Source organism: Collinsella aerofaciens (genome assembly GCF_964283865.1).
Taxonomy (GTDB): domain Bacteria; phylum Actinomycetota; class Coriobacteriia; order Coriobacteriales; family Coriobacteriaceae; genus Collinsella.
The window spans coordinates 42,922-67,359 of the sequence record NZ_CAXYLS010000001.1; the positions used below are offsets into that span (position 1 = coordinate 42,922).

At 60.1% G+C, this 24,438-nt stretch carries 21 protein-coding genes and 2 tRNA genes; 1 reads left to right on the forward strand and 22 read right to left on the reverse strand.

Translation table 11 applies throughout. From position 1 onward, the window contains the following. Nucleotides 1-5 precede the first annotated feature (5 nt). From smpB to ACRX4W_RS00170, 4 genes are all read right to left on the reverse strand, one after another. The gene (gene smpB, locus ACRX4W_RS00155) at nt 6-476 is read right to left on the reverse strand and encodes an SsrA-binding protein SmpB (RefSeq protein WP_124786019.1); all 471 of its coding nucleotides are present in this window, start codon (nt 474-476) and stop codon (nt 6-8) included. Next, on the reverse strand, nt 466-1,383 hold the full coding sequence (locus ACRX4W_RS00160; protein WP_117634813.1) for a tetratricopeptide repeat protein: 918 nt from the start codon (nt 1,381-1,383) through the stop codon (nt 466-468). Before ACRX4W_RS00160 ends, smpB begins: the two co-directional genes overlap by 11 nt. 97 nt (nt 1,384-1,480) lie before the next feature. Then, a tRNA-Glu gene (locus ACRX4W_RS00165) sits at nt 1,481-1,557 on the reverse strand. 17 nt (nt 1,558-1,574) lie between these two features. Beyond that, a tRNA-Gln gene (locus ACRX4W_RS00170) sits at nt 1,575-1,648 on the reverse strand. A gap of 266 nt (nt 1,649-1,914) precedes the next feature. Between ACRX4W_RS00170 and ACRX4W_RS00175 the strand changes: the two genes are divergently transcribed. After that, nucleotides 1,915-2,325 carry a hypothetical protein gene (locus tag ACRX4W_RS00175; protein WP_124786018.1) on the forward strand — a complete coding sequence of 137 codons (411 nt, stop codon included), beginning with the start codon at nt 1,915-1,917 and terminating at the stop codon, nt 2,323-2,325. Between the two features lie 72 nt (nt 2,326-2,397). Here the strand turns inward: ACRX4W_RS00175 and ACRX4W_RS00180 are convergent, their stop codons facing one another. From ACRX4W_RS00180 to ACRX4W_RS00265, 18 genes are all read right to left on the reverse strand, one after another. Continuing rightward, nucleotides 2,398-2,757 (reverse strand): arsenate reductase family protein, encoded by a 360-nt coding sequence (locus ACRX4W_RS00180; RefSeq protein ID WP_124786017.1) that lies wholly within the window; start codon nt 2,755-2,757, stop codon nt 2,398-2,400. Nucleotides 2,758-2,849: 92 nt separating this feature from the next. After that, nucleotides 2,850-3,902 carry a MupG family TIM beta-alpha barrel fold protein gene (locus ACRX4W_RS00185; protein WP_161194478.1) on the reverse strand — a complete coding sequence of 351 codons (1,053 nt, stop codon included), beginning with the start codon at nt 3,900-3,902 and terminating at the stop codon, nt 2,850-2,852. A gap of 117 nt (nt 3,903-4,019) precedes the next feature. Then, entirely contained in the window at nt 4,020-5,450 is a 1,431-nt protein-coding gene (locus ACRX4W_RS00190; RefSeq protein WP_117773337.1) for a PTS transporter subunit EIIC, read from the reverse strand. A 57-nt stretch (nt 5,451-5,507) separates the two neighbouring features. Further along, the gene (gene murQ, locus ACRX4W_RS00195) at nt 5,508-6,431 is read right to left on the reverse strand and encodes an N-acetylmuramic acid 6-phosphate etherase (RefSeq protein ID WP_432298868.1); all 924 of its coding nucleotides are present in this window, start codon (nt 6,429-6,431) and stop codon (nt 5,508-5,510) included. Between the two features lie 10 nt (nt 6,432-6,441). Continuing rightward, nucleotides 6,442-7,293 carry a MurR/RpiR family transcriptional regulator gene (locus tag ACRX4W_RS00200; protein ID WP_099432014.1) on the reverse strand — a complete coding sequence of 284 codons (852 nt, stop codon included), beginning with the start codon at nt 7,291-7,293 and terminating at the stop codon, nt 6,442-6,444. Between the two features lie 204 nt (nt 7,294-7,497). Continuing rightward, nucleotides 7,498-8,079, reverse strand: coding sequence for a VanZ family protein (locus ACRX4W_RS00205; protein WP_164473284.1), 582 nt, complete (start codon nt 8,077-8,079; stop codon nt 7,498-7,500). Between the two features lie 104 nt (nt 8,080-8,183). Continuing rightward, nucleotides 8,184-8,789, reverse strand: coding sequence for a recombinase family protein (locus tag ACRX4W_RS00210; RefSeq protein ID WP_117773343.1), 606 nt, complete (start codon nt 8,787-8,789; stop codon nt 8,184-8,186). A 177-nt stretch (nt 8,790-8,966) separates the two neighbouring features. Then, nucleotides 8,967-11,102 (reverse strand): ribonuclease R family protein, encoded by a 2,136-nt coding sequence (locus tag ACRX4W_RS00215; RefSeq protein ID WP_117735979.1) that lies wholly within the window; start codon nt 11,100-11,102, stop codon nt 8,967-8,969. 135 nt (nt 11,103-11,237) lie between these two features. Further along, entirely contained in the window at nt 11,238-12,158 is a 921-nt protein-coding gene (gene ftsX, locus ACRX4W_RS00220) for a permease-like cell division protein FtsX (protein ID WP_099432018.1), read from the reverse strand. Continuing rightward, the gene (gene ftsE, locus ACRX4W_RS00225) at nt 12,145-13,365 is read right to left on the reverse strand and encodes a cell division ATP-binding protein FtsE (RefSeq protein WP_117773345.1); all 1,221 of its coding nucleotides are present in this window, start codon (nt 13,363-13,365) and stop codon (nt 12,145-12,147) included. Before ftsE ends, ftsX begins: the two co-directional genes overlap by 14 nt. A gap of 451 nt (nt 13,366-13,816) precedes the next feature. Further along, nucleotides 13,817-14,758: a transketolase family protein gene (locus ACRX4W_RS00230; protein WP_006235309.1), complete on the reverse strand. Its 942-nt coding sequence runs from the start codon at nt 14,756-14,758 to the stop codon at nt 13,817-13,819. 1 nt (nt 14,759) lies between these two features. Further along, complete coding sequence (locus tag ACRX4W_RS00235; RefSeq protein WP_117634793.1) at nt 14,760-15,590, reverse strand: transketolase; 831 nt, start codon at nt 15,588-15,590, stop codon at nt 14,760-14,762. Nucleotides 15,591-15,799: 209 nt separating this feature from the next. Then, nucleotides 15,800-16,690 carry a YitT family protein gene (locus ACRX4W_RS00240; protein WP_117746564.1) on the reverse strand — a complete coding sequence of 297 codons (891 nt, stop codon included), beginning with the start codon at nt 16,688-16,690 and terminating at the stop codon, nt 15,800-15,802. 166 nt (nt 16,691-16,856) lie between these two features. Further along, nucleotides 16,857-18,005 (reverse strand): peptide chain release factor 2, encoded by a 1,149-nt coding sequence (gene prfB / locus ACRX4W_RS00245; RefSeq protein WP_117773347.1) that lies wholly within the window; start codon nt 18,003-18,005, stop codon nt 16,857-16,859. After that, a complete protein-coding gene (gene secA, locus ACRX4W_RS00250; protein WP_117773349.1) occupies nt 18,005-20,812 on the reverse strand; it encodes a preprotein translocase subunit SecA in 2,808 nt (935 codons plus the stop codon). Before secA ends, prfB begins: the two co-directional genes overlap by 1 nt. Nucleotides 20,813-21,119: 307 nt before the next feature. Further along, nucleotides 21,120-21,545, reverse strand: coding sequence for a 50S ribosomal protein L31 (gene rpmE, locus ACRX4W_RS00255; RefSeq protein WP_006235303.1), 426 nt, complete (start codon nt 21,543-21,545; stop codon nt 21,120-21,122). Between the two features lie 187 nt (nt 21,546-21,732). Beyond that, entirely contained in the window at nt 21,733-23,541 is a 1,809-nt protein-coding gene (locus ACRX4W_RS00260) for an ABC transporter ATP-binding protein (RefSeq protein ID WP_432298869.1), read from the reverse strand. A 153-nt stretch (nt 23,542-23,694) separates the two neighbouring features. Continuing rightward, a complete protein-coding gene (locus tag ACRX4W_RS00265) occupies nt 23,695-24,435 on the reverse strand; it encodes an ABC transporter ATP-binding protein (RefSeq protein WP_117769450.1) in 741 nt (246 codons plus the stop codon). Between the last annotated feature and the right edge of the window lie 3 nt (nt 24,436-24,438).

The window sequence follows — 24,438 nt, forward strand, 5'->3', positions numbered from 1 at the left end:
AACGCCTAGCGATTGTGCTCCTTGAGGGCGCGGTCGATCTCGCGCTGGACATCGCGCTTGGCCATATCCTCGCGCTTGTCGTAAAGCTTCTTGCCGCGGCCTAGGCCCAGCAGCAGCTTTACGCGGCCGTCGGTATTAAAGTAGAGCTCCAGCGGCACCAGCGCATAGCCGCGGTTGCGCAGCTTACCGTCGAGAAAGTCAATCTCCTTGCGGTGCAGCAGCAGACGACGGCGGCGATCAGGGTCGCGGTTCCACACGCCACCATGGCTATAAGGGTGGATATGCAGGCCCACGAGCCAGCACTCGCCGCCACGAATCAGTGCAAAGGTATCGGTAATCTGGCACGCGCGCTCGCGAATCGACTTGACCTCGGTACCGCTCAGCTCAATACCGCACTCAAACGTCTCATCGATAAAGTACTCGTGATGAGCCGAGCGATTCTTGGAAATGAGCTTGCGCTCGCGCTTACTGGGCATCGCCGGCCTCCTTGGCGCCATCGGCGTTTGAGCCCGCAGCCTCGCGCTTTGCCTTGCGCTCGGCGTTAAGCTCGGCATCACTCTCGCGCACCAGCTTGATAATCGCCGCGCACGCCTCTTCGCCCACCAGGTCGCGGGCACGGACCGTCAGGCGCGTAGCCTCCTGCTTGTCGCCGTCGCTCGCAGCGTCGGTCGCACACATGATCAGGCAGATGGCAATCTCGGCCGAAGGCGAGGTCGGCACGCCCTGCAGGGCGAGCTCACCCATCACATGGTCGTCACTCTCGTCCGCGGCATCCGGATAGGTGGTATGGATCTTGTTGAGCAGGCGCGTCGTATGCGCATCGTTGGGCGCCAGGCGCAGCGCCAGACGCGCGCAGCCCACGGCAGCCGAAATGTTCTCGGTCTCGGGCTCCAAGAAGTACTGACCCAAGTTGGTGTAGGCGCGTGCGGCGCACTTACCGTCGCTCGCGCGCTCCAGCACCGAGAACGAGAGCGATGCCCACTCCTGCTTGTCCTCGAGCGCGCGGAACAGCTCGGCCAAGTCCAAGCGATAGTTGCAGTTCATGGGATCCCAACGCACGGCCTGCATCAGGGCATTCCGAGCACTCACATAATCCTGCTGGCGGATGTAGGCAAACGCCATGTCGGAGTACAGGCGGTCAAAGGGAACCTCGACCTGCACCAGCTCGCGCGGATCCTTCTCCACGCGGCGATAGGCCAGGCGCTCAAACTTGCTGTCGAAGCTAAAGTACTGGCGCTTCTCCTCCGTCTTGCACTCAGCGTCGATATACTCCTCGGCGAGCTCCACCAGACGCTCAAGCAGCGGCGTCGCCGTAGCCAGGTCGCCCTGCGCCAGATAGTTCTCGGCATACGTGATGTCTTCCAAGCTGATAGGCAGGTCCATGACAACTCCTCGGTCCGGGCGGCAGACTCAACGCGCGCCTTAAATATCGGTCAATACACAAAACCCGGGTCTCTTACGAGGCCCGGGCGTTCAATTTTGGTAGCCCGTACCAGATTCGAACTGGTGATCTCCGCCTTGAGAGGGCGGCGTCCTAAACCGCTAGACGAACGGGCCATATGTAGCAAATGCAATGGCTGGGATGGAGGGAGTCGAACCCCCATTGACGGAACCAGAATCCGCTGTCCTGCCATTAGACGACATCCCAATGACTGCATCGCTGCGCTCGGCTGTGCCTTTGCGCAAGAAAGAAATATACGGGAAGTCCGGCCGTGACGCAAGCCCCAATTTTGAATTTTTTGAAATTCAGTCAAATACGGCCGACACGTGAAGGACCTGTGAAGTCGACCGCTGCACACGAAGGGCAAAACGCCGCGAGCGGTAGCCGTCAACCGTTGGCAGATTCTACCGCGAAAACGATAGCACCAGGCAACACAATCGAAGTATCAATGATCACGTAGATATCGAGGCGCCATGGACGAAGAGCTTGATTACCTATGGGAGACCCTGGGCCTCGAGATCACTGCTGACCTTTGGCCCGAACGGGACAAAATCCATCCCACCCTGCGCCCCGCCATCACGGTGATGCAGGCAAAATACCGCCGTGCATCCTTTTTGATCATGCGGATGTCATGGCACGCGGGACTCCCCGACCTTAAGCGAATCCAGGCAAGCCTCGTCGAGCTGTCCGGTATGCCGACTGTCATATCCGAGGCGCACCTGGAGCAGCGACAGCGCGAGCGACTGCAACAGCAGCGGATTCCCTTTATCTGCCCCGGTGTTCAGGCATATCTGCCCTTTATGGACGAGGAGTACTGGAGCGGCAAGCCCAACAAGCACGTAAAGGTCTACAATCCGCACGAATGGGCACAGCTCGAGGATTGAGCCGAGCGAGCCCGCCGATGGAAAACACGTCCCACCCTGAGCACTCAAAACGGGTCGCGCTTTCCGCAGCCGCTACAGCAACGCCTCGGCCCAAGCCGATTCCCTAAAGCCGGGAATCGCAAAGTCGTCGCCCACCAGCAGTGGGCGCTTAACCAGCATGCCGTCGGTCGCCAGCAGCTCGTAGCACTCCTGATCCGTCATGCCCGCATCCAGACGCGCCTTCAGACCCAGCTCTCGATATTTCATGCCCGACGAATTAAAGAAGCGCCGCACCGGCAGCCCCGAACGAGCAATCCAGGTCGCAAGCTCATCAGCCGTGGGATTGTCCAAAACGATATCGCGGTCGATATACTCTACCCCGTGTTCGTCCAGCCATGCCTTGGCCTTCTTGCAGGTCGAGCACTTGGGATATTCAACAAACAGTACGGTCATGGGAATCCTCCGAATATAGATCGGCCAACGCAGGCACACGCCACACGAGGCGCCTTCGTATGATGGGCCAATTGTAGCCCACGGGTCACACGCTAAACGAACCGTACCCCGAATCCGCGTTTGATGAACGGCAGCAGCTCCATTGCCTCGGGCGTGATATGGCCCGCAACGTTCATGCGCTCGCCACCGGGAAGATCGACCCGCGCAATCTCAAGCTCGCCTTCGTAGCGCCCATAGCCGCTATTACTCACAGCGATCGACCCCGCCTTTCGCGGCAGGCCGGCTCCGGCATCCGTCGGCACGGAATCCGGCTTAAGCGTCGTGCGCGACTCCTGAGACCTAAAGATGAGGACGCTCGAATCGGGCCGGTCGTGATGAATCTGCCCACGTACATAGGCATAACCGGACTCAAGCTCGCATTGCAGGTCCACGTATCCGGCGGAAACTTGAGCAAACTGCGCCCAGCCCGCATCGGAAAGATCGGGGTCGCCGACCAACACAATGTCGCAATCGGCGCCATGTGCGAGCTCAAGCATGTTGAGGGCAACCTTTGACGCGCGACCGCGATGTGCCTCGACCGTCGGAAGTCCCTCGAATACCGGCCCGCGAACGTTGGCATCACCCGGCACAAAAGCCATGATTTCGAATCCAAGCGCCGCAAGACGAAGATTCGTCCGAGCAATGTCCTCCAGAGCTAAACCGGTATAAGGCTTAGGGTAAAAATTGTGGCAGGCGGCAAAACGAGTCACATCGGCACCGGCCTCACGCCACGATGCGATTTCATCAGAACTCACCGTCGATGCATTGACCACAATGCGAAATACACCGGACAGCTCCGCGACCCGCCGGGCGCTAAAGCCATAGTCCAAACGAAGGTATTCCAACCCCAGATCGCGCAGGTCCTCGATGCGCTCAAGCCCGAGCAAATCGCACGTGCGCGGTCCCACATCGGCAATGAGCGCAATGCCGCGGGCGGAAAGCAGCGACAGTACATGACGGACCTTATCGGCATACGCCGCTCCCCCATCCTCGGGAATATGCAGCGAGGTGAACGCATAGCGTGCACCCGCCGCGGCGCCACGCTCAATCGTTCGCTCAATATCCTGCAGAGGGCTGGAAAGATAAATCGAAATACCCGTTTTCACGCTTCAACGCTCCTTTAAAAAAGGCCGGCGGAGCAGTTAGCCCCGCCGGCACAACCATAGCATCAAGAAATCTGCTGCGCGCCGCGAGCTCTGAGCAACACGGCTCGCGATATCAAACTACTCGCCAAAGAACTCGTTGATCTTCTGCTCGTCGACGCCAAAGAACCACGTCAGGACAAAGCCGGCGGCATAGGCAAGCAGCATAGCGGCAACGTAGCCGAGCTGCTGGCCAGGAACGACGATCAGCAAGCCAAACAGACCGGAAACGCCCTGAGAAACCGTGCCGATGTGAAGCAGCGCCGCGAGCGCGCCGCCAAATCCGGCACCCAGGCAGGCCGTCACAAACGGGCGAACGAGCGGCAGCGCAACAGCATACATCAGAGGCTCGCCCACACCCAGGATTCCAACGGGAATGGACTCGGCGACGTACTTCTTGAGCTTGGCGTTCTTGGTCTTAAAGTACAGCGCCAGACCGGCACCGACCTGACCGCCGCCAGCCATCATAAGGATGGGAAGCAGGTAATTGATGCCCTTGGTAGCGCCGTCGGGATCGTTGAGCATAGCGTGGATCGGCGTGAGCGCCTGATGCAGGCCGACAGACACCAGTGGCAAGAAACCTGCCGACAGGATATAGCCGCCCAGGACGCCCAGCTTCTCGAAGATAAAGGTCAAAACGCTAAAGATGGCAGTCGTCAGCCATGCGCCAACCGGCTGGATGACGAGCATCAGAGCAAAGGCGCCGATGATGAGCACCAGCAGCGGGGACAAGAACGTGTCGAGTGCGTTGGGCATAACCTTGCGAATCTGACGCTCCATCCAGGCAAAAAATGCGCCGGCGATAAGAGCCGCGATCATGCCGCCCGCTGCGGGGTTGTACTGCGCATTGGTGAGCGGCAGCAGAATGGCAGTGGCAGGATCGGCCGCGCCAGGCGCAAGCAGGGGCATGGCACTGTTGGCGATACACATCATGCCGGCGATGCCGCCCAGCGCAGCGGAGCCACCAAACTCACGTGCCGCGTTATAGCCCACCAAGATGGGCAGATAGGCAAACAGGGCCCAGCCCATGGAACGAATGCCCTGGTACCACCACTCGCCTGCAAGCGCGCCTGCCGTCGAGACGTTGATGACGTTGCAGATACCGTTGATGAGGCCAGCCGCAATGATGCCGGGAAGCAGGGCGACGAAGACATTGGAAATCTTCTTGAGGAAGGCCTGAACCGGCTTAGACTCGTACTTGGCCTTCTGCGCGGCCTTGTTTGTGGCCGCAGCGTCAACCACGCTCTCGTCGGCAACGCCTTTCGCAAGGCCAGTGAGCTTGGAGAACTCCTCGAGCACCTTATTCACCTTGCCCGGCCCCAGCACGATCTGCATCGTGTCGTCCTCGACCAGGCCCATCACGCCGTCGAGTGCCTTAATACCCTCCGTGTCGACGTTGCCCGCGTCTTTGACGGTCACGCGCAGGCGCGTCATGCACGCCGCGTTTGCGAGCACGTTGTCTTTACCGCCCAAAAGGTCCAGCAGCTTTTGAGCCAGCTCTTTGTTCGTCATAACTCCTCCTTGTATTGGGTATCTCGTCTGGATGTCATATCAGCTCACGCCGCACACCTATTGGGCATCGGCATCGCTCTTCTCATGGCCACTCACCGCAGCACGGACATGGCCTCGCGCTCGCTCAAGAGCTACCGCAGCCTGCTCGGCATCGCAGTCCAGCAGTACCGAGACAATAGCGGTTTTTACGTGGCCGCCGGCATCTGCAAGCGCCTGAATAGCGCGCTCGCGCGTGCAGCCGGTCGCCTCCATCACGATGTTCTGGCCGCGCACCACCAACTTCTCGTTCGTCTGCTGCACATCGACCATCAGGTTTTGGTATACCTTGCCGATCTTGACCATGGCACCGGTCGAAATCATGTTGAGAATGAGCTTTTGAACCGTTCCCGCCTTGAGCCTCGTTGAGCCGGTCAGTACCTCGGGACCGGGCACGGGTTCAATGGCAAGATCTGCGCTCTCCCCGATCTTCGACCCTTGGTTGCAGGCAATTGCGATCGTCTTGCACCCAGTTGCCTTGGCGTATACAAGGCCGCCCACCACATAGGGAGTACGACCGCTTGCCGCCAGGCCAACGACAAGATCCTTGTCCGAGAGTCCACGCCCCCGCAGGTCGCTCGCGCCGAGCTCCTCACTGTCTTCGGCACCTTCGACAGCCTTGATAAACGCCGTCTCGCCTCCGGCAATGAGCCCGACAATCAGATCGGGTGACACGCTAAACGTGGGCGGACACTCCGAAGCGTCGAGTACGCCCAGACGACCGCTGGTGCCTGCGCCCATGTAAAAGACGCGCCCGCCGCGCTCGAGTGCCTCAGCAGCCCAGTCGATTGCTGTGGCAACCTGGGGCAACACTTTTGTGACCGACTGGACGGCACGAAGATCCTCATCGTTCATCGTCGTAACGATTTGCAGCGATGTCATCGTATCGAGGTCCATAGACCTTTGATTACGCTTTTCGGTCGTGAATTTTGTTAAATCGAGCATTTCATTCACCTCATCTTTCCTGTTTCTCGATGTAGTTTTGCTTAATGACATGCGTCGCCCGTTCGTAGTCGCTGGCAACGTAAGCAGCGTACAGGGCATCGACAACCATAAGCTGGGCCATACGCGAAGCCATGGCACCGCTGCGGACCAAGGGCTCACTCGCAGCGACGCCGAGCACGGCATCGGCCATGGTGGCAAGCTTGGATGATCCATCTACTTTGGTCACGGCCACAACGGGACAGTTGTGACGTTGGGCCTCGGCGGTGCAGTCCAGCACCTCTTGCGTCAAGCCCGAGTAGCTAAAGGCGATTGCCATATCGCCCTCATGCATGTTCTTGGCACACAAGAGCTGATCATGCCAGTCGTCGTACAGATGGCACTCTTTGTCGACACGCATGAGCTTTTGCGCCAGATCGTGCGCGACCAAACGAGAGGCACCGATACCGAACAGATTGACTGCGCGTGCCCGCTTAAGATAGGCCGCGCATCGCTCCAAGACGGTGTAATCGAGCGTTCGCGCCGTCGCTTCGATCGTGCGCACGTTGCTTTTCATCACCTTCCCCACGATACGTTCGACGCTGTCATCCATGGAGATGTCCTCGAGGGCTACGTCTTTCTTGTCACCTAAGAGCGCCAGCTCGGCAATCAGTTCGCGCTGGAACTCCTTGTAGCCCGCAAAACCCAAACGCTTGCAAAAGCGCAAAATGCTCGAGGGCGAGGAGAACGTGGCATCGGCAAGACCGCGGACGGACAGCCCGACCACCTCGTGCGGATGAGCGCTCACATATGCGATGACATTGCGTTCCGCCGGGCTCGCGCTGAGCTCACGCTCGCGAAGCCGCAAAAGCAATCCGTTTGCCATCTCAAACACCTCCGTTGAGAAGAATTAAAGACCAACGAACGATTCGTACCGGATACAAACAGCTTTTACGGTACATTGTGCCGCATCGTGGCGCACAAAGGACGAGCGTTCTACCGCTCGCCCCTCAAATCCGACCGCTCGGAAATACGCGCGACACAAAATAATTCAACAAGGTCGCATGATCAGAAACGGGTTTGTTACCGGCTAGCGCCTCGCATGGGCGCCGATGGGGCGCGTCTCGTGGTGCACCCATGCGGAGACCAGCAATACCAACAGCATGGCGGTGACATAGCCCGCAGCATCGAATCCTAAATCGATAACGTCGAAATGCCTGCCGGGAACAAAGATCTTATGTACCTGATCGCCAACGGAGCAGACGGCGCAAAAGAGCAACACGGGCACGCAACGGGAGCATACGCTCCACGGACGCCTGGAAAAGCAAACCACGACCACCGAGGCGAACAATCCGACGAAGAAAAACTCTACGGTATGGGCAACGCGACGGACGTTCGTGCCCACCCACATGCGAATGGAAGCAAGTCGGCCAGACCGGACATTCGAAGCAGCCGAATCGGTGCCCCCTGTCATCCCGTTCTCGGCCTGAGCTTCACCCGCGACATCGGCAGCCTGTACGCCCGTAGCCTGACCCTCCACCACACGCGCGGTGGACTCGCTCAGCAACGACGTCTCCACCGCATTTTGCTCCGTCAGCACCCAGATGCCCGCCAGCGTTGCAGCGAACAGAACGATCGCGGTCCATCCGATTATTTGTTTTACGCGCGCCAAGGGCCTACCTCCTTTTTTGAATATCAGCGAGTGTAGCCCCGAATGACATCGCCACCGTATCAAAATTTGAATCGCAACAGGAAGCGACAAAGCGACGCAAACCCCTACCCCGCCTCGCGCATCCAGCGATCGAACGTCCCCACGCACACGCCCAGGCACTTTGCTGCCTGGCTGCGGGTAATATCGCCCGCCTCATAGCTATCGCGTACCAGATCAAACTGAGGAGGGCACGGCTTGCGAGGTCGACCGAAACGAACCCCTCGCGCCCGCGCCGCTGCAATTCCCTCCGCCTGGCGCCGATGGATATTCTCGCGCTCCACCTGCGCCACGTAGCTCAGCAGTTGCAGCACAATATCGGCAATCAGGGTATTGGTCACATCCGGCGTGCCGCTTGCCCTGGCGCGCGTGTCAAGCAATGGCATGTCCAACACCACAATGGCAACCCCGAGCTCCTTGGTAATGCGTCGCCATTCCTCAAGAATCTCGGAGTAATTACGACCAAGTCGGTCGATAGAAAGCACCACCAGCACGTCCCCGTCTCCCAGGACGTGCAGCAGCTCGCGATAGCGCGGTCGATCGAAGTCCTTGCCGCTCGCATGGTCGGCATAAATATTCGCCGAGCCCACGCCATAGGCGCCCAGCGCATCCAGCTGCCGATTAAGATTCTGATCGCGCGAACTCACCCGCGCATAACCATACACCGTCGCCATCTCATCCCCGCTTTCTTGTAAACCTGCCAAAAAGGGACAGGTTTATTTTGGTAGGTTTTACCTCTCAAATAGCAGGTAAGCGGGCGGCCGAGCAGACGGCAAGGTAGCCATGATCCAAATGCGGAGGGCGGCCCCGAAAGACCGCCCTCCGCTCTCCCGCCATGAGTCGAGATTTGGCTAATGGATAAGCTTAAAGTCCAAGTGCCCACGCGTGGTATTGACGCGCGAGACCTCGATAATCACGCGCTGGCCCAGTTCATAGCGAGTCCCCGTGTCGGCGCCCGTCAGCGTAAGCGCATCCTCGTCGAACTCGAACCACTCGTTGCCCAGGCTCTTGATCGAAACCAAGCCTTCGACCTGCGTCAGGTCCAAGCGCACAAAGAGGCCCATGCTGCTAACCCACGAGACGGTTCCGGCATAGCGCTCGCCCAGACGGTCCTCATAGTACTGGGCAATCTTGATCTTTTGCGTCGCATGGCTGGCGGCATCGGCCGCACGCTCCGCATCGCTGCATGCGCGGCAGATCTGCGGCAGAATGCGCGGCAGCGACTCGCGCCCCTTGCCGATCAGCCGCGGCGTACGGACCAGGGCGTCCTTGCCGCCGAGCTGTTCATAGGCCAACTGCAGTTTGAGCACGCGGTGCACCACCAGATCGGGGTAGCGACGGATGGGACTCGTAAAGTGACAGTAGCACGGCGCGGCGAGCGCAAAGTGACCCTCGTTGCGCGGCTTGTACAGTGCGCGCTGCATGCTGCGCAGAAGCAGCGTGTTGACGAGCGGTGCGTTGGCCGTACCGGCGGCAGCATCAACTGCAGCCTGTAGCTCATCGGGACTCCCCAGGGCGATACCGGCAGCACGGCGATCGTCGATGATGCCTAGCTGCGCCAGCGCAACGGCGGCACCGTGCAGGCTATCGGGGCTCGGATCCTCATGCACGCGATAGCAGGCCTCGATATCACGGTCTGCCAGCCACTCTGCAACGCACTCGTTGGCGAGTAGCATGGCTTCCTCGATAAGCGACGTGGCACACGAACGCTCGCGCGCCACAATCTGCACGGGCACTCCGTCCTCATCCAATAGAGCGCGAATCTCGGCCGTGTCAAAATCGACTGAGCCGCGGGCACGACGAATACGACGGCGAAGTTCGGCGAGTTCGTTGGCGGCGACAAGGAAATCGCCGAGGTCGACGTTATAGCCGCGAGCAGTTTCCTCGCACGCAAGACCGCGCTCAAGCGCCTCCTCGCGCGAGGCCTCAGCAGCCGCAACATCCTCAGCGGCGCCTTCCAGCACCGAATACTCAACAGCGTCGGCACGCACCAGCAGCGCCTCGGCGCCGTCATAGTCCATACGCACACGCGAGCGAATCACGCTGGGGTACGGATCGTAATGCCGCACGCGACCCTGCGCATCGAGCTCAATGTCAACGGTAAACGCAAGACGGTCCTCGTCAGGGCGAAGAGAGCATAGGTCACAGGACAGGCGTTCGGGCAGCATGGGAAGCACGCGATCGGCCAGATACACCGATGTCGTACGATGGCGAGCCTCAAGATCGATATGCCCGTCCCAAGCCACATAGTGAGAAACGTCAGCGATATGCACACCCAGCTTGTAGCCACCCTCGGGCGTGCGCTCAAGCGAAATGGCATCGTCAAAGTCGCGCGCGTCGACCGGGTCGATCGTGATGACAAAGCGGTCGCGCAGATCGCGGCGGAGCGGGTCCTTAAGCGCCGCGGACACATCGAGCGAAAGCCCCTCGGCCTCGTCCAGCGCGGCCTCGGGATAGCTATCGGTATAGCCGTAACGCGCCATCACGTATTGAACGCCCAAATCGGGCGCGTCATCTCCGCCAATGCGGCGTTCGATCGTCACGGTGCCCGATTCCAGGCGCGTCGGGTAGGTCAAAATGCGCGCGACAACGGCATCACCCGGGTGGACGCCCAGACGATCCGCCGAGGTATCCTCGGGCAGAATGAAGAAGTCGGCCTTCAGGCGCGAATCGAGCGGCTCGATCACACCGAGCGGACCAGCGGTCTGGTACGTACCCACCACGCTTATGGCTGCGCGCTCAACCACGCCTTCGATCACGGCGCGCCGCTCACCGTGCGGGCTGTTCTTAATGCTCACGGCAACGGTGTCGCCGTCCATGATCTCGCGCTTACCGCGGCCCATAACCTTGTAGTCGCCGCTCTCGGTTATGACATAGGCGCCATGCTCATGGAGCTGCACGCGCCCGGTCAGGCTCGGACGGCGTTCGCTGCGCACCGGCCCACGCTTATTGCGAGCACCGCGCTTATGCTTGTTATTGCGCCCCATGGCGCCTCCTTGCTATCGATGACGAACTCCAAAGAGTCTACCCAAATGATTCGCTTTCCTGCCGTCCCCTAGAGATCAAAAAACGGGCCGCCCCATAAGAGACGACCCGTTGGAAGGGATGAATTCCAGGCATGCCTACACGCGCAGGTAGCGGCGCATGGCTATGGCAGAACCAAAGAGACCGATAATCACACCGACCAGAATCAGCGCAGCATAGGTCACCAGGTAGTACTGCATCGGCAGGGCAAACGACATCCAGCCGATGCTCTCCTGCAAACGCGGAATCATCAGATTGCGCAGCAGCTCCAGAACGCCGATGGAAAGCAGCGAGCCCAAAATGGCCTGCAGTACGCCCTCGGTGATAAACGGGCCGCGAATGAAGCCGTTGCTGGCGCCGACCAGACGCATAATCGCAATCTCACGACGACGCGCCGTGATGGACAGGCGAATCGTGTTGTTGATGAAGATGAATGCGATAAAGGTCAAAAGGCCAACGAGCACCACGGCGGCGATGCGGATGTAGTTGGTCACCTGGAACAGGCGGCTCACTTCCTCTTGGCCGTACAGCACGCTCGCGTTGACGTCGCCGTCATCCGCGATCTTCTGGAAGTCGGCGTTCTTCTTGAGCTTCTGGGCCGTGCTCTCGACCTTGGACGGATCGTCCATCTCAATTGCAAACGAAGCCGGCAGCGGGTTCTGGCCATCGAGCGCGCTCATGGTGGCGTCGGCGTTGCCCGACATCTTGCTCGTATACTCGGCCAGCGCGTCGTCCTTGTCCTTGTACGTCACGGACTTGACGTTGCTCCACGTCTTGAGCTCAGCCTCAAAAGCCTGAACATCGGCCTGATCGGCGTCATCGCTAATAAAGGCGTTGATGACGACCTGATCCTCGACGGTGCCGATCACGGAGTTCAGCATCGCGGAGCCCATGATGAACAGGCCGATGATAAACAGCGAAAGGAAGATCGTGATGACGGCGCCGAGCGAGGTAGTCCAGTTACGGAAGAAGTGACTGATTGCCTCTTTGAAGGAGTAGCCCACGTTAGTTGGTGCCATAGTTGCCGTAACCTCCCCTCTCCTGGTCGCGGATAACGTGGCCGCCCTCGAGGGCGATCACGCGACGGTGCATGCTATCGACCATCTCGCGGTCGTGCGTGGCGACGATCACGGTGGTGCCGGTGCGGTTAATACGCTCGAGCAGCTTCATGATGCCCAGCGAGATCGCCGGGTCGAGGTTGCCCGTGGGCTCGTCGCAGATAAGCAGCGGCGGGCGGTTGACCATGGCGCGGGCAACGGCAACGCGCTGCTGCTCGCCACCGGAAAGCTGATCGGGCAGCGAGTCCATCTGATCGGCCAGGCCGACCAGACGCAGCACCTCGGGAACCTGGCTGCGAATGACACCCTTGGGCTTGCCGATGCACTGCAGGGCAAACGCCACGTTTTCGTAGGCGGATTTTTGAGGCAGAAGCTTAAAGTCCTGGAACACGGCGCCAATCTGACGGCGCAGGAACGGAACCTTGCGGTTCTTGATCTTCATGAGGTCCTGACCGGCAACCAAGATGCGGCCGCTCGTCGGCTTGACGTCGCGGTTGAGCGTCGACAGCAGCGTGGTCTTACCCGAGCCGGAATGACCGACCAGGAAGACGAACTCGCCCGGATAGATCTCGATGTTGATGTCGTCGAGTGCAGGCTTGTTGGGCTGTGCCGGATAGATCTTGGTGACATGCTCCATAAGGATGACGGGCTCGACACCGGCCTGCTTGGCCATCTTCTTGCGGCTGGCTTGCGGATCGATGGGCGCAAACACCGACGTAAAATCGGGGTTGTTGAGCGCGTTATCGAGGCTTGCGACCTCGGCGGCCTGATCGCTCTCGACCACCGGGGCAGCAGGCTGCGTGGGATCGGGAATAGCGGCAAAGAGACCGGACTGCGCAGGCTGAGGAACCGGCGTCGCAGGGGCCATGGGGTCGGGAATGCCGGCCATGGTAGGCTGCGGCGTGGCGGCGCCAGCCTGAGGCTGCTCCACGCGAGCGGTCACGGCCTGAACGGGCTCAAAACCCGCCGTGCCGGAAAGCGCGACATCGCTGGTGGGATTGTAGGCAAAGGGATCGGATGCCGGCTGTGCCTGATCTGCCGGCTGAGCGGGGGCCTGAGCAACAGGCTGGCCCTCTGAATCCGGAGTGGCGAAACGACTGCCCTGGACGCCTGTCTGCGTCTTGGGGGCATCATCGCCCGCACCGGAGGTACGGAAGTGGTTACCCACTGGTGCTCCTTATCGTCGTGCGTTTAAACTACATGAGCGCTTTGTATTTTAGCAGCATTAGCTTTGCTGCACATAAGAAGCATGGCGGGGTTTGGGTCTCACCGACCGGGCGCAGGGTTACCTCCCAAATCGTCCTCGCGCATGGCCGGCATTTGTCCTGCTCCTGCGGAGCTGCGGACAAACGCCGGCCATGCGCTGCGGAAAGATTTGGGAGGTAACCCTGCGCCCGGCCTGCGGCTACTATGGGGCCGACGCACCAACTTGAGATGCTGCGCATACAAAGTTGGAAGGGTCTGAATTGCACTTTGTTGGGATGGGCCCGTTTCCCCATGGGACCTTTGCTTGGCAGGACTCTAATTTAAATTCAACAAAAACAGGGGCGCCCTCTTTGGGGATACCCCTGTTCTGGCTTGGATGTGGTTGTTGAGACGATACTTTGCCTCGTCTTGCCTTATGCCAAGAACTCCTTGGTGGTCGCCACGATGTTGGCGGCGTCCAGGCCGTACTTGTGCAGGAGCTCGGCACCCGGGCCGGACTCGCCGAAGGTGTCGTTGACACCGATCTTCTTGAGCGGCGTCGGGCACTGCTCGCACAGGACGTCGGCAACGGCGCTGCCCAGGCCACCGATCACAGAGTGCTCCTCGACGGTCACGACGTGGCCGGTCTTGGTGGCGCTCTTGACGATCAGGTCGGCATCGATGGGCTTGATGGTGTGCATGTTGATGACCTCGGCATCGATGCCCTCGGCAGCAAGCTGCTCGGCGGCCTCGAGAGCCTCGCCGACCATCAGGCCGCAGGCGATGATGGTCACATCGGCGCCCTCGCGCATGACAATGCCCTTACCCAACTCGAACTTGTAGGTCTCGGGGTCGTTGATAACCGGCGAGGCCAGACGGGCAAAGCGCATGTACACGGGGCCGTCGCACTCGTAGGCGGCGCGCGTCACGGCGCGGGCCTCGACATCGTCGGCCGGAACGATAACGGTCATGCCGGGGATGACGCGCATCAGGGCGATATCCTCGCAGCACTGATGCGTAGCACCGTCCTCGCCCACCGAGATACCGGCGTGCGTGGCACCGATCTTAACGTTGAGGTGCGGGTAGCCGATGGAGTTACGGACCTGCTCAAAGGCGCGGCCGGCGGCGAACATGGCAAAGGTGCTCGCGAAGGCAACGCGACCGGTGGTTGCGATACCGGCGGCAACACCCATCAGGTTGCTCTCGGCGATACCCACATCGAAGAAACGGTCGGGGCAGGCGGCCTTAAACTTACCGGTCTGCGTGGCGGCGGCCAGGTCGGCGTCGAGGACCACAAAGTCATCGTGCTCGTTGGCGAGCTCGACGAGGGCCTCGCCGTAGCTTACGCGCGTGGCGATTTTCTTGACGTCTGCCATCCTAGAGCTCCTCTCCGGCGGCCGTGAGCTCTGCCATGGCCTGCTCAAACTGTTCATCATTGGGGGCCTTGCCGTGCCAACCAACCTGGTTCTCCATAAAGGACACGCCCTTGCCCTTCAGGGTCTCGGCGATAATGGCGGTCGGCTGGCCCTTGGTGGCGCGAGCCTCGGCAAAGGCGGCGCGGATCTGATCGAAATCGTTGCCGTCGGCAAGCTCCACCACGTGGAACTTAAAGGCGCGGAACTTGTCGGCGAGCGGCATGGGGTCGTTGACCTCCTCGACGGGACCGTCGATCTGCAGGCCGTTGTGGTCGACGATCACACAGAGGTTATCGAGCTGCTGGTTGCCGGCAAACATGGCGGCCTCCCAGACCTGGCCCTCCTCGCTCTCGCCATCGCCCAGCAGGGCGTACGTGCGATAAGTATCGCCCCAGTGCTTGGCGGCAACGGCCATGCCCACGGCGGCGGAGATGCCCTGGCCGAGCGAACCGGTGGACATGTCAACGCCCGGAGTGTCGTTCATGTTGGGATGACCCTGCAGGTGGCTGCCGATGTGGCGCAGCGTCTCAAGATCCTCCTTGGGGAAGAACCCACGCTCGGCGAGCACAGCGTACAGACCAGGTGCACAGTGGCCCTTGGAAAGCACAAAGCGATCGCGGTCGGCCTTGCGGGGATGGGCCGGGTCGACGTTCATTTCCTCAAAGTACAGATAGGTCATGATGTCGGCAGCGCCGAGCGAACCGCCCGGATGGCCGGACTTGGCAGCGTGCACGCCGGTGACGATGCCCTTCCTTACCTCGTTGGCAACCTTTTTGAGCTCTTCGTCGCTCATTGTGCCTTCCTTTCATCCTCATTAGACAAAATGCGCACGGCACCGAAGGTAATCCCAACACAGCCGCAATGCACGTACGTCATTCATTATGCTGGAAACTGATGGCTTTACCAGAGTTTTTATCATTATCTTATAACAATTTAGCAGGCAGAACCGCTGATGAAACGGTTTATCAATGTGAACGTCTTTTGGATGGGACGCGGTCGGCCCTACGCGCTAATGTCCTTGAATCCCTCGCCGAAAGCTTCCGTAACGTCGGCGACCGTCACAATGGCGTGAGGATCGCGCTCGCGCACGATCGTCTTGAGGGTATTGAGCTCTCGACGGTTCACGATGACCATGATCACCGGCTTCTCGGCACCCGAATACATGCCAGTCGCCTTAAACTTGGTACAACCACGACCCAGGCCATACATGATATCGGCAGCGATATCAGGGAACTTGTCCGAGATGATGAGTACCATACGGCGTTTGTTGCCACCATCGACCACGGCATCGATCACGTAGCCGCTAATGACCATCGAAAGGCCTGCATATAGTGCATTTTCGATTGAAAAGACCGGAGCCGACAGCGCGCATACGGCAACATCGATCGCCATGACGGTCGAGCCCACGGGCAGCGAGGTATTACGCGAGATGATTTGGCCAATCGTGTCCGAGCCGCCGGTGTTGGCGCCGGCGCGCAGCACCATGCCGTAACCGATGCCTGTAATAATGCCGCCCCACATGGCAGGGAGCATCAGGTCCGCATCCGCCAGAGGTGCTACAAACGGGGCGAACAGATCGGTAAAGAAGCCCAGCAGCACAAAGCCTGTCGCGGTCTGCACCACGTAGAACATGCCGCCCTCGCGCATAACGACCAGCAACAGCAAGGCGTTCATCACGATCGTCTGAATACCAACGGGAAGCGATATGCCGCGCGATGCGCCGACCGCCTGGATAATGGTGGCAAGGCCCGTAACACCACCGGCAGCAAGGCCGTTGGGAATCAAAAACAGGTCGGTCGCAATAGCGGCCAGAGCGCACCCCAACATAATCTGGGGCAGGTCGTGAAAGAAGTTCATCGATAGAATGCGCTTGATGTCCAGACGATATGCCATGCTACCTCCCTCAAAAAAGCGCACCCAAACGGATGCGCTTCGAACTTCTTGCTGTATTCGATTCTACCGATTCGCCGAACAAAAACCACCCCTGCGCAGGGTTTGCTTTGGATACAAAACCACCCTGCTCGGAGGGTTTTATCCATTTCCACATAAACCGGGCGGTTTATGCAGATGGGATCTCCGCGTCAGCGTTGCCAGTGGCCCAGCGATGGTAGCCAATAACAAACGGGTCCAGGTCGCCATCGTCAAGAACGGCCTCGACATTGCTGGTCTCAACGCCCGTGCGTAGGTCCTTAACCATCTGATACGGGTAGAGCACGTAGCTGCGGATCTGGTTGCCAAAACCAATCGTGGTTTTGGGTCCGCGAATCTCATCCAGGGCCTCGGCGCGCTTCTCGAGCTCAATCTCGTACAGGCGAGCCTTGAGGATCTGCATGCACGCGGCCTTGTTCTGGATCTGGCTGCGCTCGTTTTGGCAGGTGACCACAATGCCGCTGGGGAAATGCGTCACGCGCACGGCGGAGTCGGTGGTGTTAACGCCCTGACCGCCCGGGCCGCTCGCGTGGTACACGTCCACGCGGATGTCATCGGGACTGATCTCGATGTCGATATCATCGGGTAGCACGGGGATGACCTCGACGCCGGCAAACGTGGTCTGGCGGCGCTTCTTGTCGTCGGTGGGGCTAATGCGAACCAAGCGGTGGACGCCGGCCTCGGCGCGCAGCATGCCAAATGCGTCCTTGCCCTCGACGGTAAAGGTCGCGCGGTCGATGCCGATGACCTCAGCAGCGGGGCAGTCGTTAATCGTGACCTTCCAGCCGCGACGCTGGCAGTACTTCATGTACATCTTAAAGAGCATGAAGGTCCAGTCCTGGGCCTCCAGACCACCCTGTCCGGGCTTGATGGTCACAATGGCATCGCCGTGATCGAACTCACCGGTAAACCAGCTCGAAAGCTCAAACTCATCGATGGCACGGGCCAGGCGCTCAGCCGTGGCTGTAGCCTCCTCGCGAAGGGCGGCGGCATCGGGGTCATCCCCCATCTCCTCGGCAAGCTCCAGCGCGGCGCGGGCATCGGAAAGCTCGCCGCGCGCGTTGTCCACGGCAGCGATATCTTCCTTGGTGCGCGCGATTTCCTCCATGGTGGCACGGGCGGCGTCGGCGTCATCCCAAAAGCCGAGGGCCACGCTTTTGGCCTCGAGCTCGGTCACGCGCGTGCGCTTTTCGTCCAAGTGGAGATACGACTCGACCTCGCCGAGCCGGTCCGCAAACGCGTCCAGCTCGGCGGGCGTTACCTCTAAAGCCTCAGCCATTAACGATTCCTGCCGTGGCAGTACTTAAACTTCTTGCCGCTACCGCAGGGGCACGGGTCGTTGCGGCCCACGTTGACGTACGGATCGTCGCTCTCGGACTTGCGATAGGTGGTCACCTTGCCACCGTTGTTGACGGCAGCCGGACCACCCTGGACAGCCGTGCGGGCCTGCACCTGCGCCTGCTTGCGCAGCACCGAGTCGCCGTTGTCACCATCGACCTCGGCAGGACCGGAGAAGTGCGCACGCTCGAGCGCGGGCTCCTCCTTGTGCTCCACGGCACGCGGGGCAGCCTTGATCTCGATGCGCAGAACCGTGCGCAGGTAATCCTCGTACATGGTGTCGACGAGGATCTGGAACGCGCCGTAGGCCTCGGTCTTGTACTCGACCAGCGGGTCGCGCTGGCCAAAGCCGCGCAGGCCGATGCCGGTCTTGAGATAGTCCATCTCCTGCAGGTAGTTCATCCAGCGGGTATCGATGACGCGCAGCATGACCTGGGTGTTGAGCTCGCGCATCAGGTCCTCGCCCAAGCGCTCGGCCTTCATGTTGTAGCACTTCTCTACGTAAGCCAGGACATCGGCAGCCAGAGCCTCATAATCCTCGTCGGGGAACTTCGGCGTATCGATGTGGCCGGTGAGCTCCACAACCCACTTGCGCAGGCCCTCCAGGTCGCGCTCGCCATCGTGACTGTCCTTGGTGCAGAACTCCTGAACGCAGCGGTACACGGTGTCGTGCATGACCTCGGTGATGTGGTCGGTCAGGTCCTTGCCGTCCAGAATCTTATTGCGCTCAGCGTAAATGACCTGGCGCTGCTTGTTCATGACGTCGTCGTACTCAAGGACGCTCTTGCGCATGGAGAAGTTGATGCTCTCGACCTTGTGCTGGGCGCTCTCGACGGCCTTGGAGATGATCTTGTGCTGGATGGGCATGTCGTCGCCCATGTCGGCCGTGACCATCATCTTGGAGACGCGGTCCATCTTGTCGCCGCCGAACAGGCGCATGAGGTCGTCCTCGAGCGACAGGTAGAACTGGGTCTCGCCCGGATCGCCCTGACGGCCGGAGCGGCCGCGCAGCTGGTTGTCGATACGACGGGACTCGTGGCGCTCGGTGCCGATAACGGTCAGGCCGCCGGCGGCAAGCACGCGCTCGCGCTCGGCCTTGCAGGTCTCCTTGGCCTCGGCGTTAAACTGCTCAAGCTGCTCGGGCGTCACGTCCTCCATGGTCAGGCCCTCGTACTCAAGGCGCTCGCGCACCAGCTCGTCGGGGTTGCCGCCCAACAGGATGTCGGTACCACGACCGGCCATGTTGGTAGCGATGGTCACGGCGCCGTAGCGTCCGGCCTGGGCAACGATATGAGCCTCGCGCTCATGGTGCTTGGCGTTGAGGACCTCGTGCGCGATGCCGCGCTTGGTAAGGGCGGCCGACAGCTTCTCGGAGCTCTCGATGGAGACGGTGCCCACCAGGACCGGCTGGCCCTTGGCGTGACGCTGCTCGACATCGTCGGCGACGGCGTTGTACTTGGCCTGAATGGTACGGTACACCAGGTCCTCGTGATCAACACGCTGAACGGGTTTGTTGGAGGGGATGACCTCGACGGGCAGCTTGTAGATCTCGCGGAACTCGGCATCCTCGGTGAGTGCCGTGCCGGTCATGCCGGAGAGCTTGTCATACAGACGGAAGTAGTTCTGCAAGGTGATGGTGGCCAGCGTCTGGTTCTCCTCGCGTACGAGCACGCCCTCTTTGGCCTCGATGGCCTGGTGCAGGCCCTCGGAGTAACGGCGGCCTTCCATAATGCGGCCGGTGAACTCGTCGACGATCTTGACCTCGCCGTTGGTGACCACGTACTGCTTGTCGCGGTGGAACATGTACTGGGCCTTCAGCGCCTGCTGCAGGTGGTTGACCAGCTGGCCGGAGAGATCGGCATAGATGTCATCGATACCCAGGCGGCGCTCGATCTTCTTAAGACCGCGCTCGGTGGCGGCGATGGTGTGCTTGGCCTCGTCCATGACGTAGTCGCCCGTGGGTTCAACGTCCTCGGTGGCGGTAAGCATGTCGTGCGACACGTCCTCGCCGCGCTCAAGGCCACGCACGGCACGCGCGAAGTCCTTGTAGGTACTGGCGGACTTGGTGCCAGCGCCCGAGATGATCAGCGGGGTGCGAGCCTCATCGATCAGGATGGAGTCAACCTCGTCGACGATGGCGTAGTTGTGGCCGCGCTGCACGCGCTGCTCGGGACGAGTGACCATGTTGTCGCGCAGGTAATCAAAACCGAACTCGGAGTTGGTGCCGTAGGTGACGTCGGCCTGGTAGGCCGGGCGCTTGAGCTCGAGCGGCATGTTGTTCTGGAGCAGACCGACGGTCATGCCCAGGTACTTATAGATGCGGCCCATCCACTCGGAGTCGCGCTTGGCAAGGTAATCATTGACAGTGACGACGTGCACGCCCTTGCCGGCAATAGCGTTGAGATAGCCGGCCAACGTGGAGACGAGGGTCTTACCTTCGCCGGTCTTCATCTCGGCGATGTGGCCCTCGTGCAGCGCCATGGCGCCAATGAGCTGCACGTCAAAGTGGCGCATACCCATGGTGCGCTTGGAAGCCTCGCGCACGGTGGCAAAGGCCTCGGGGAGCATGTCGTCGAGCGACTCGCCGTTGGCGTAACGCTCGCGGAACTTATCGGTCTGGCCGCGGAGTTCCTCCTCGGTCATCTTCTCAAACTGGGGCTCAAGACCGTTGATCTGGTCGACGATCTTGTAGTAGCGCTTAAGGTCCTTATCGGATCCAAAGGACAGCAGCTTTGACATGAATCCCATGTGGTTTTCCTTTTTGGCCATCGCCCACGCCGTGCAGCTGCGGGCGAGTTAAACACAGATGATTGTACTTTAGCCAAACAAGGCGCGGCCTATACGGTCGAGCTCGACCGCCACGTAATAACTATGACCAACCTGCCGCAATGGAACGGGTTTATTTTGGCAGGTTTTATCTGAGCAAACGCCGTCTCTCTGCCATTTGGTGCCACGGGGACAGGTTAGCTTGCACCAATAAAAAGAAAAGGGCCGCGCACCCAAATGGATGCACGGCCCTCATGCCATGAATGCGAGTGATTCCGCGGCGAGCTATTTACTCAGCAGCCTCGGTGGTCTCGGCCTCGGCAGCGGCCTCCTCGACGGGAGCCTCTGCGGGAGCCTCGGCGGCCTGCTTGGCAGCCTCCTCGGCAAACTTAGCAGCACGCTTGGCCTTCTCGGCAGCCTTAGCCTCAGCGGCGGCCTTGCGAGCGGCCTCGGCCTCAGCAGCCTTGGCGGCCTTGGCAGCCTTGGCCTCCTCAGCCTTCTTGAGCTGGGCGGCAGCGGCGCCACCGAACTTGTCGGCGAAGCGCTGGACGCGTCCACCGGTGTCGACGAACTTCTGCTGGCCGGTGTAGAACGGGTGGCACTCGTTGCAAAGCTCGACCTTCATCTCGGACACGGTAGCGTGCGTCTTGAAGGTGTTGCCGCAGGAGCACGTCACCGTGCACTCGACATACTGGGGATGGATACCCTGCTTCATGGTAGGACTCCTTATTGGTCAGGCGCTGGTTACCGATCAGCGCATAAGGCGTCTTGGTTTCCGACCAAGACAACAAACTCGGCTATGGTACCACGGCGCCGCATGTCCCACAAAAGGTTCACGGTCTTTTCGGCACGACACGAGCTGGCCCTTGAATATCAACTATCATCCGAACACTCCCCCACATTCATCTCTCGTATGTATCGAGGTATTCCTGCTTGAGCGTCTGCGAGGACGACTTGATCTTTTCCACGAGCGTGCCGGCCTCGATGAAGTAGAACGAGTCGGTGAGGTCTGCCAGGTCGTCGAGCAGATGGCTTGAAATGAGCACGCTGCGTCCCCGCGCCACCTCGCTGCGCATCGCGTCGCAGGAGGTTTTCCGCTTTCCCGGATCGAGGCCGTTCAGCGGTTCATCGAGGATGAGGTACGGGCAATCGGTCGCTATCGCCATGGCAAGCTTTACCTGCTGCTTCATTCCCGTCGAGAGTTTACGGGCCGGCTTGTCGAGATATGGGGAGATTCCGAGGGAGCTGCAGAGCGAGTCGATGTCGGCGGCCGATTTCCACGCATCCCTAACGAAAGCAAGGTGCTCGAGGGCTGATAGCGTGGGGTAAAGATCCGTGCCGCCTGAAGAGCTCAGGTAGACGAGTTCTGCAAATTCGGCTGATTGACGTTGGCTGATTCCGTCTGCCACCAGGCTTCCCGAGTGGATACGGGTGGGAAATTGGCCCGACAGCGCTTCAAGAAAGGTGGTTTTCCCCGAGCCGTTGGGAGCAATGAGGCCCGCCGCCGTTCCCGGGCTCAAGAAAAGCGATCCGATTGAAAGTATCGTCGTGCTTCCGTATCCCACGCTCACGTCCAGAAGCTCGAGCCCATGGCGCTTTTTCGCGGGTTCAGACTGTTTGGGCGAACGTGTCGCAACGGCGCCGACCGCAAAAAAGACCGCGACGTATATCAGGGCCACGGCAAGCATCGATGCACCGCTTGAACCGGAGTCAATGAATTCTGTTGGGAAGCATCCTACGTAACCCGTTGCCTCGATAGGCGAGAACACGGCCAGCGGCAGGAGCTCGAGCGCGGCATTATGCCCCAGTGCCGAATCGGACAATAACGGGAATGCCGGGGCCGCGACAAGCAACGCGGAGGTAAGGGGGCCCGCGAAGACGCGCCTCGTTGCGGTCGATAGGACGACGGAACAAACGGATATCAAGGTTCCACCCGCGAGCAGCGCGAGAAGTATGGTCGTGAAGACGTCTCCCGCGGTCGTGGTAGTGAGCGCGCCGTTATGGAAGAAGGCGATCGGGTACCCGATCTGCCCGAAGCCGTTTAGGGCCAAGGCGTAAATACTCCCGGGCGCAAGGCCGGCGAGGAGCATCGCGGTCCCCGCGCCAATTATCGAAAACACGGTTTGGATAAGGCGCCGGAATTTGGGCACGGGCGCCTTTGCCGCCAGGGTCCCGGGCCTTGTGGCGCCGAGCACGAGTATCGACGAGAGAAGGAAGGGGATGAAGGGAAGGAAGGACGGCGCCTGGGCAATGGCGTAGGGCAGGAAGGAGAGGAACGGCAGGTCGTTTGCGGAGGCCGGGATATCCGCGATGCCGGAGCTGCTCAGAGCGCGGCAATATGCGAGCTCTGCGTCATTGGTCTCCTGGTCCCCCACGATGGACCCGGATTGGAAGCCCTCGTCCATGAGCGCGTAGTAGCTCTCGGCAGAGTCGAGAAAGGCGGCGTCGGTTTGAGCGGCGAGGGCGGCGTTCGCGTATCTTGCAAGCTCAGCGTCATCTTGCTGCTCTGGCGATAGGTCTGTGCCGCTGGCCTGGGGCGCGCGCGTATTGAATGCGTCGACAAAGCCCTGCATGCCCTGCTTCATAAAGAAGGGGCCGTAGATGGGTGAATTGAACGCAATGGGGACGGAAAAGGCTGCAGCAAGAACGAGCGTGGAAATCCATACGGCCTTGTCTCTTAGGATTAGTTTGAGAAGAAGTCGACAGTACATTCAGAAGCACCTGCATTCCTCAAAGAATCGTTAGATTAAAAGTAACAGACCGAATGAAGATGCGTGCGATGGGGGCGAGGCGAATGGCTGAGCGGTATCGATACGCGGGTTCAACGGCATCATATTGACCACATAGATTTTTAACTTGCATTTCTACCCGCCCTTTTCGTAGAGTCGCCGATACGTGCTTAGCGCACCCTCGGCGCGTCCGGCAGGCTTTGCGAAATGGGATCCAGGAGACTTCGGCGCAGCATCATCTTGCGGAATGCTTCTAATGAGCCTCCCATCCTTCAAAAACAGAATCTCATCGCACAGCCTATCGACCGAATCCAAGATGTGGGATGACATGATGATGCACGTACCAGAATCGGCCAGCTTCCTGAGAATCTCGGAATGCAAGTCCACCCTGCTGGGGTCGAGCGCGTTCATGGGCTCATCTAATAGAAGGTACCGCGCGCCCGTCGCATACGCAATCGCCAGGGTAAGCTGCTGCTTCATGCCCTGGCTCAGAGTGCGGATCCTCATCTTCGCGAACTCGCCTATCTGCGTTTGTTCCACTATCTCTTCGATATCGCGAGCGTGCGGCCACATATCGCAAACCATCTTGAGGTGATCTTCCGCACGCAATCCGGGATACAGCAGCGTCCCCTCACCAGGTGCATAGAAGATCATAGAACGGACCTCTCTCGCACCCGTACCCTGCACCTCATCCAGAACGATGCTCCCGTCCACGCGAGGACCCGGCAAACCTGCCATCGCACGCAGCAACGTCGTCTTTCCATGCCCGTTCGGAGCGACGAGACCGTAGACCGTACCCGGGGCAAACTCAGCGTTCACCGAATCTACGAGCACCTTCTTTCCATAAGAGATCGTCAGCGTTTGAAGGTCAATCATCGA

What these genes read in the sequence shown, in the direction of transcription:
- smpB (WP_124786019.1), bottom strand. Translation starts at nt 476, where the DNA reads ATGCCCAGTAAGCGCGAGCGCAAGCTCATTTCCAAGAATCGCTCGGCT.
- ACRX4W_RS00160 (WP_117634813.1), bottom strand. Translation starts at nt 1,383, where the DNA reads ATGGACCTGCCTATCAGCTTGGAAGACATCACGTATGCCGAGAACTAT.
- ACRX4W_RS00175 (WP_124786018.1), top strand. Translation starts at nt 1,915, where the DNA reads ATGGACGAAGAGCTTGATTACCTATGGGAGACCCTGGGCCTCGAGATC.
- ACRX4W_RS00180 (WP_124786017.1), bottom strand. Translation starts at nt 2,757, where the DNA reads ATGACCGTACTGTTTGTTGAATATCCCAAGTGCTCGACCTGCAAGAAG.
- ACRX4W_RS00190 (WP_117773337.1), bottom strand. Translation starts at nt 5,450, where the DNA reads ATGACGAACAAAGAGCTGGCTCAAAAGCTGCTGGACCTTTTGGGCGGT.
- murQ (WP_432298868.1), bottom strand. Translation starts at nt 6,431, where the DNA reads ATGCTCGATTTAACAAAATTCACGACCGAAAAGCGTAATCAAAGGTCT.
- ACRX4W_RS00200 (WP_099432014.1), bottom strand. Translation starts at nt 7,293, where the DNA reads ATGGCAAACGGATTGCTTTTGCGGCTTCGCGAGCGTGAGCTCAGCGCG.
- ACRX4W_RS00210 (WP_117773343.1), bottom strand. Translation starts at nt 8,789, where the DNA reads ATGGCGACGGTGTATGGTTATGCGCGGGTGAGTTCGCGCGATCAGAAT.
- ACRX4W_RS00215 (WP_117735979.1), bottom strand. Translation starts at nt 11,102, where the DNA reads ATGGGGCGCAATAACAAGCATAAGCGCGGTGCTCGCAATAAGCGTGGG.
- ftsX (WP_099432018.1), bottom strand. Translation starts at nt 12,158, where the DNA reads ATGGCACCAACTAACGTGGGCTACTCCTTCAAAGAGGCAATCAGTCAC.
- ACRX4W_RS00230 (WP_006235309.1), bottom strand. Translation starts at nt 14,758, where the DNA reads ATGGCAGACGTCAAGAAAATCGCCACGCGCGTAAGCTACGGCGAGGCC.
- ACRX4W_RS00235 (WP_117634793.1), bottom strand. Translation starts at nt 15,590, where the DNA reads ATGAGCGACGAAGAGCTCAAAAAGGTTGCCAACGAGGTAAGGAAGGGC.
- ACRX4W_RS00240 (WP_117746564.1), bottom strand. Translation starts at nt 16,690, where the DNA reads ATGGCATATCGTCTGGACATCAAGCGCATTCTATCGATGAACTTCTTT.
- prfB (WP_117773347.1), bottom strand. Translation starts at nt 18,005, where the DNA reads ATGGCTGAGGCTTTAGAGGTAACGCCCGCCGAGCTGGACGCGTTTGCG.
- secA (WP_117773349.1), bottom strand. Translation starts at nt 20,812, where the DNA reads ATGGGATTCATGTCAAAGCTGCTGTCCTTTGGATCCGATAAGGACCTT.
- rpmE (WP_006235303.1), bottom strand. Translation starts at nt 21,545, where the DNA reads ATGAAGCAGGGTATCCATCCCCAGTATGTCGAGTGCACGGTGACGTGC.
- ACRX4W_RS00260 (WP_432298869.1), bottom strand. Translation starts at nt 23,541, where the DNA reads ATGTACTGTCGACTTCTTCTCAAACTAATCCTAAGAGACAAGGCCGTA.
- ACRX4W_RS00265 (WP_117769450.1), bottom strand. Translation starts at nt 24,435, where the DNA reads ATGATTGACCTTCAAACGCTGACGATCTCTTATGGAAAGAAGGTGCTC.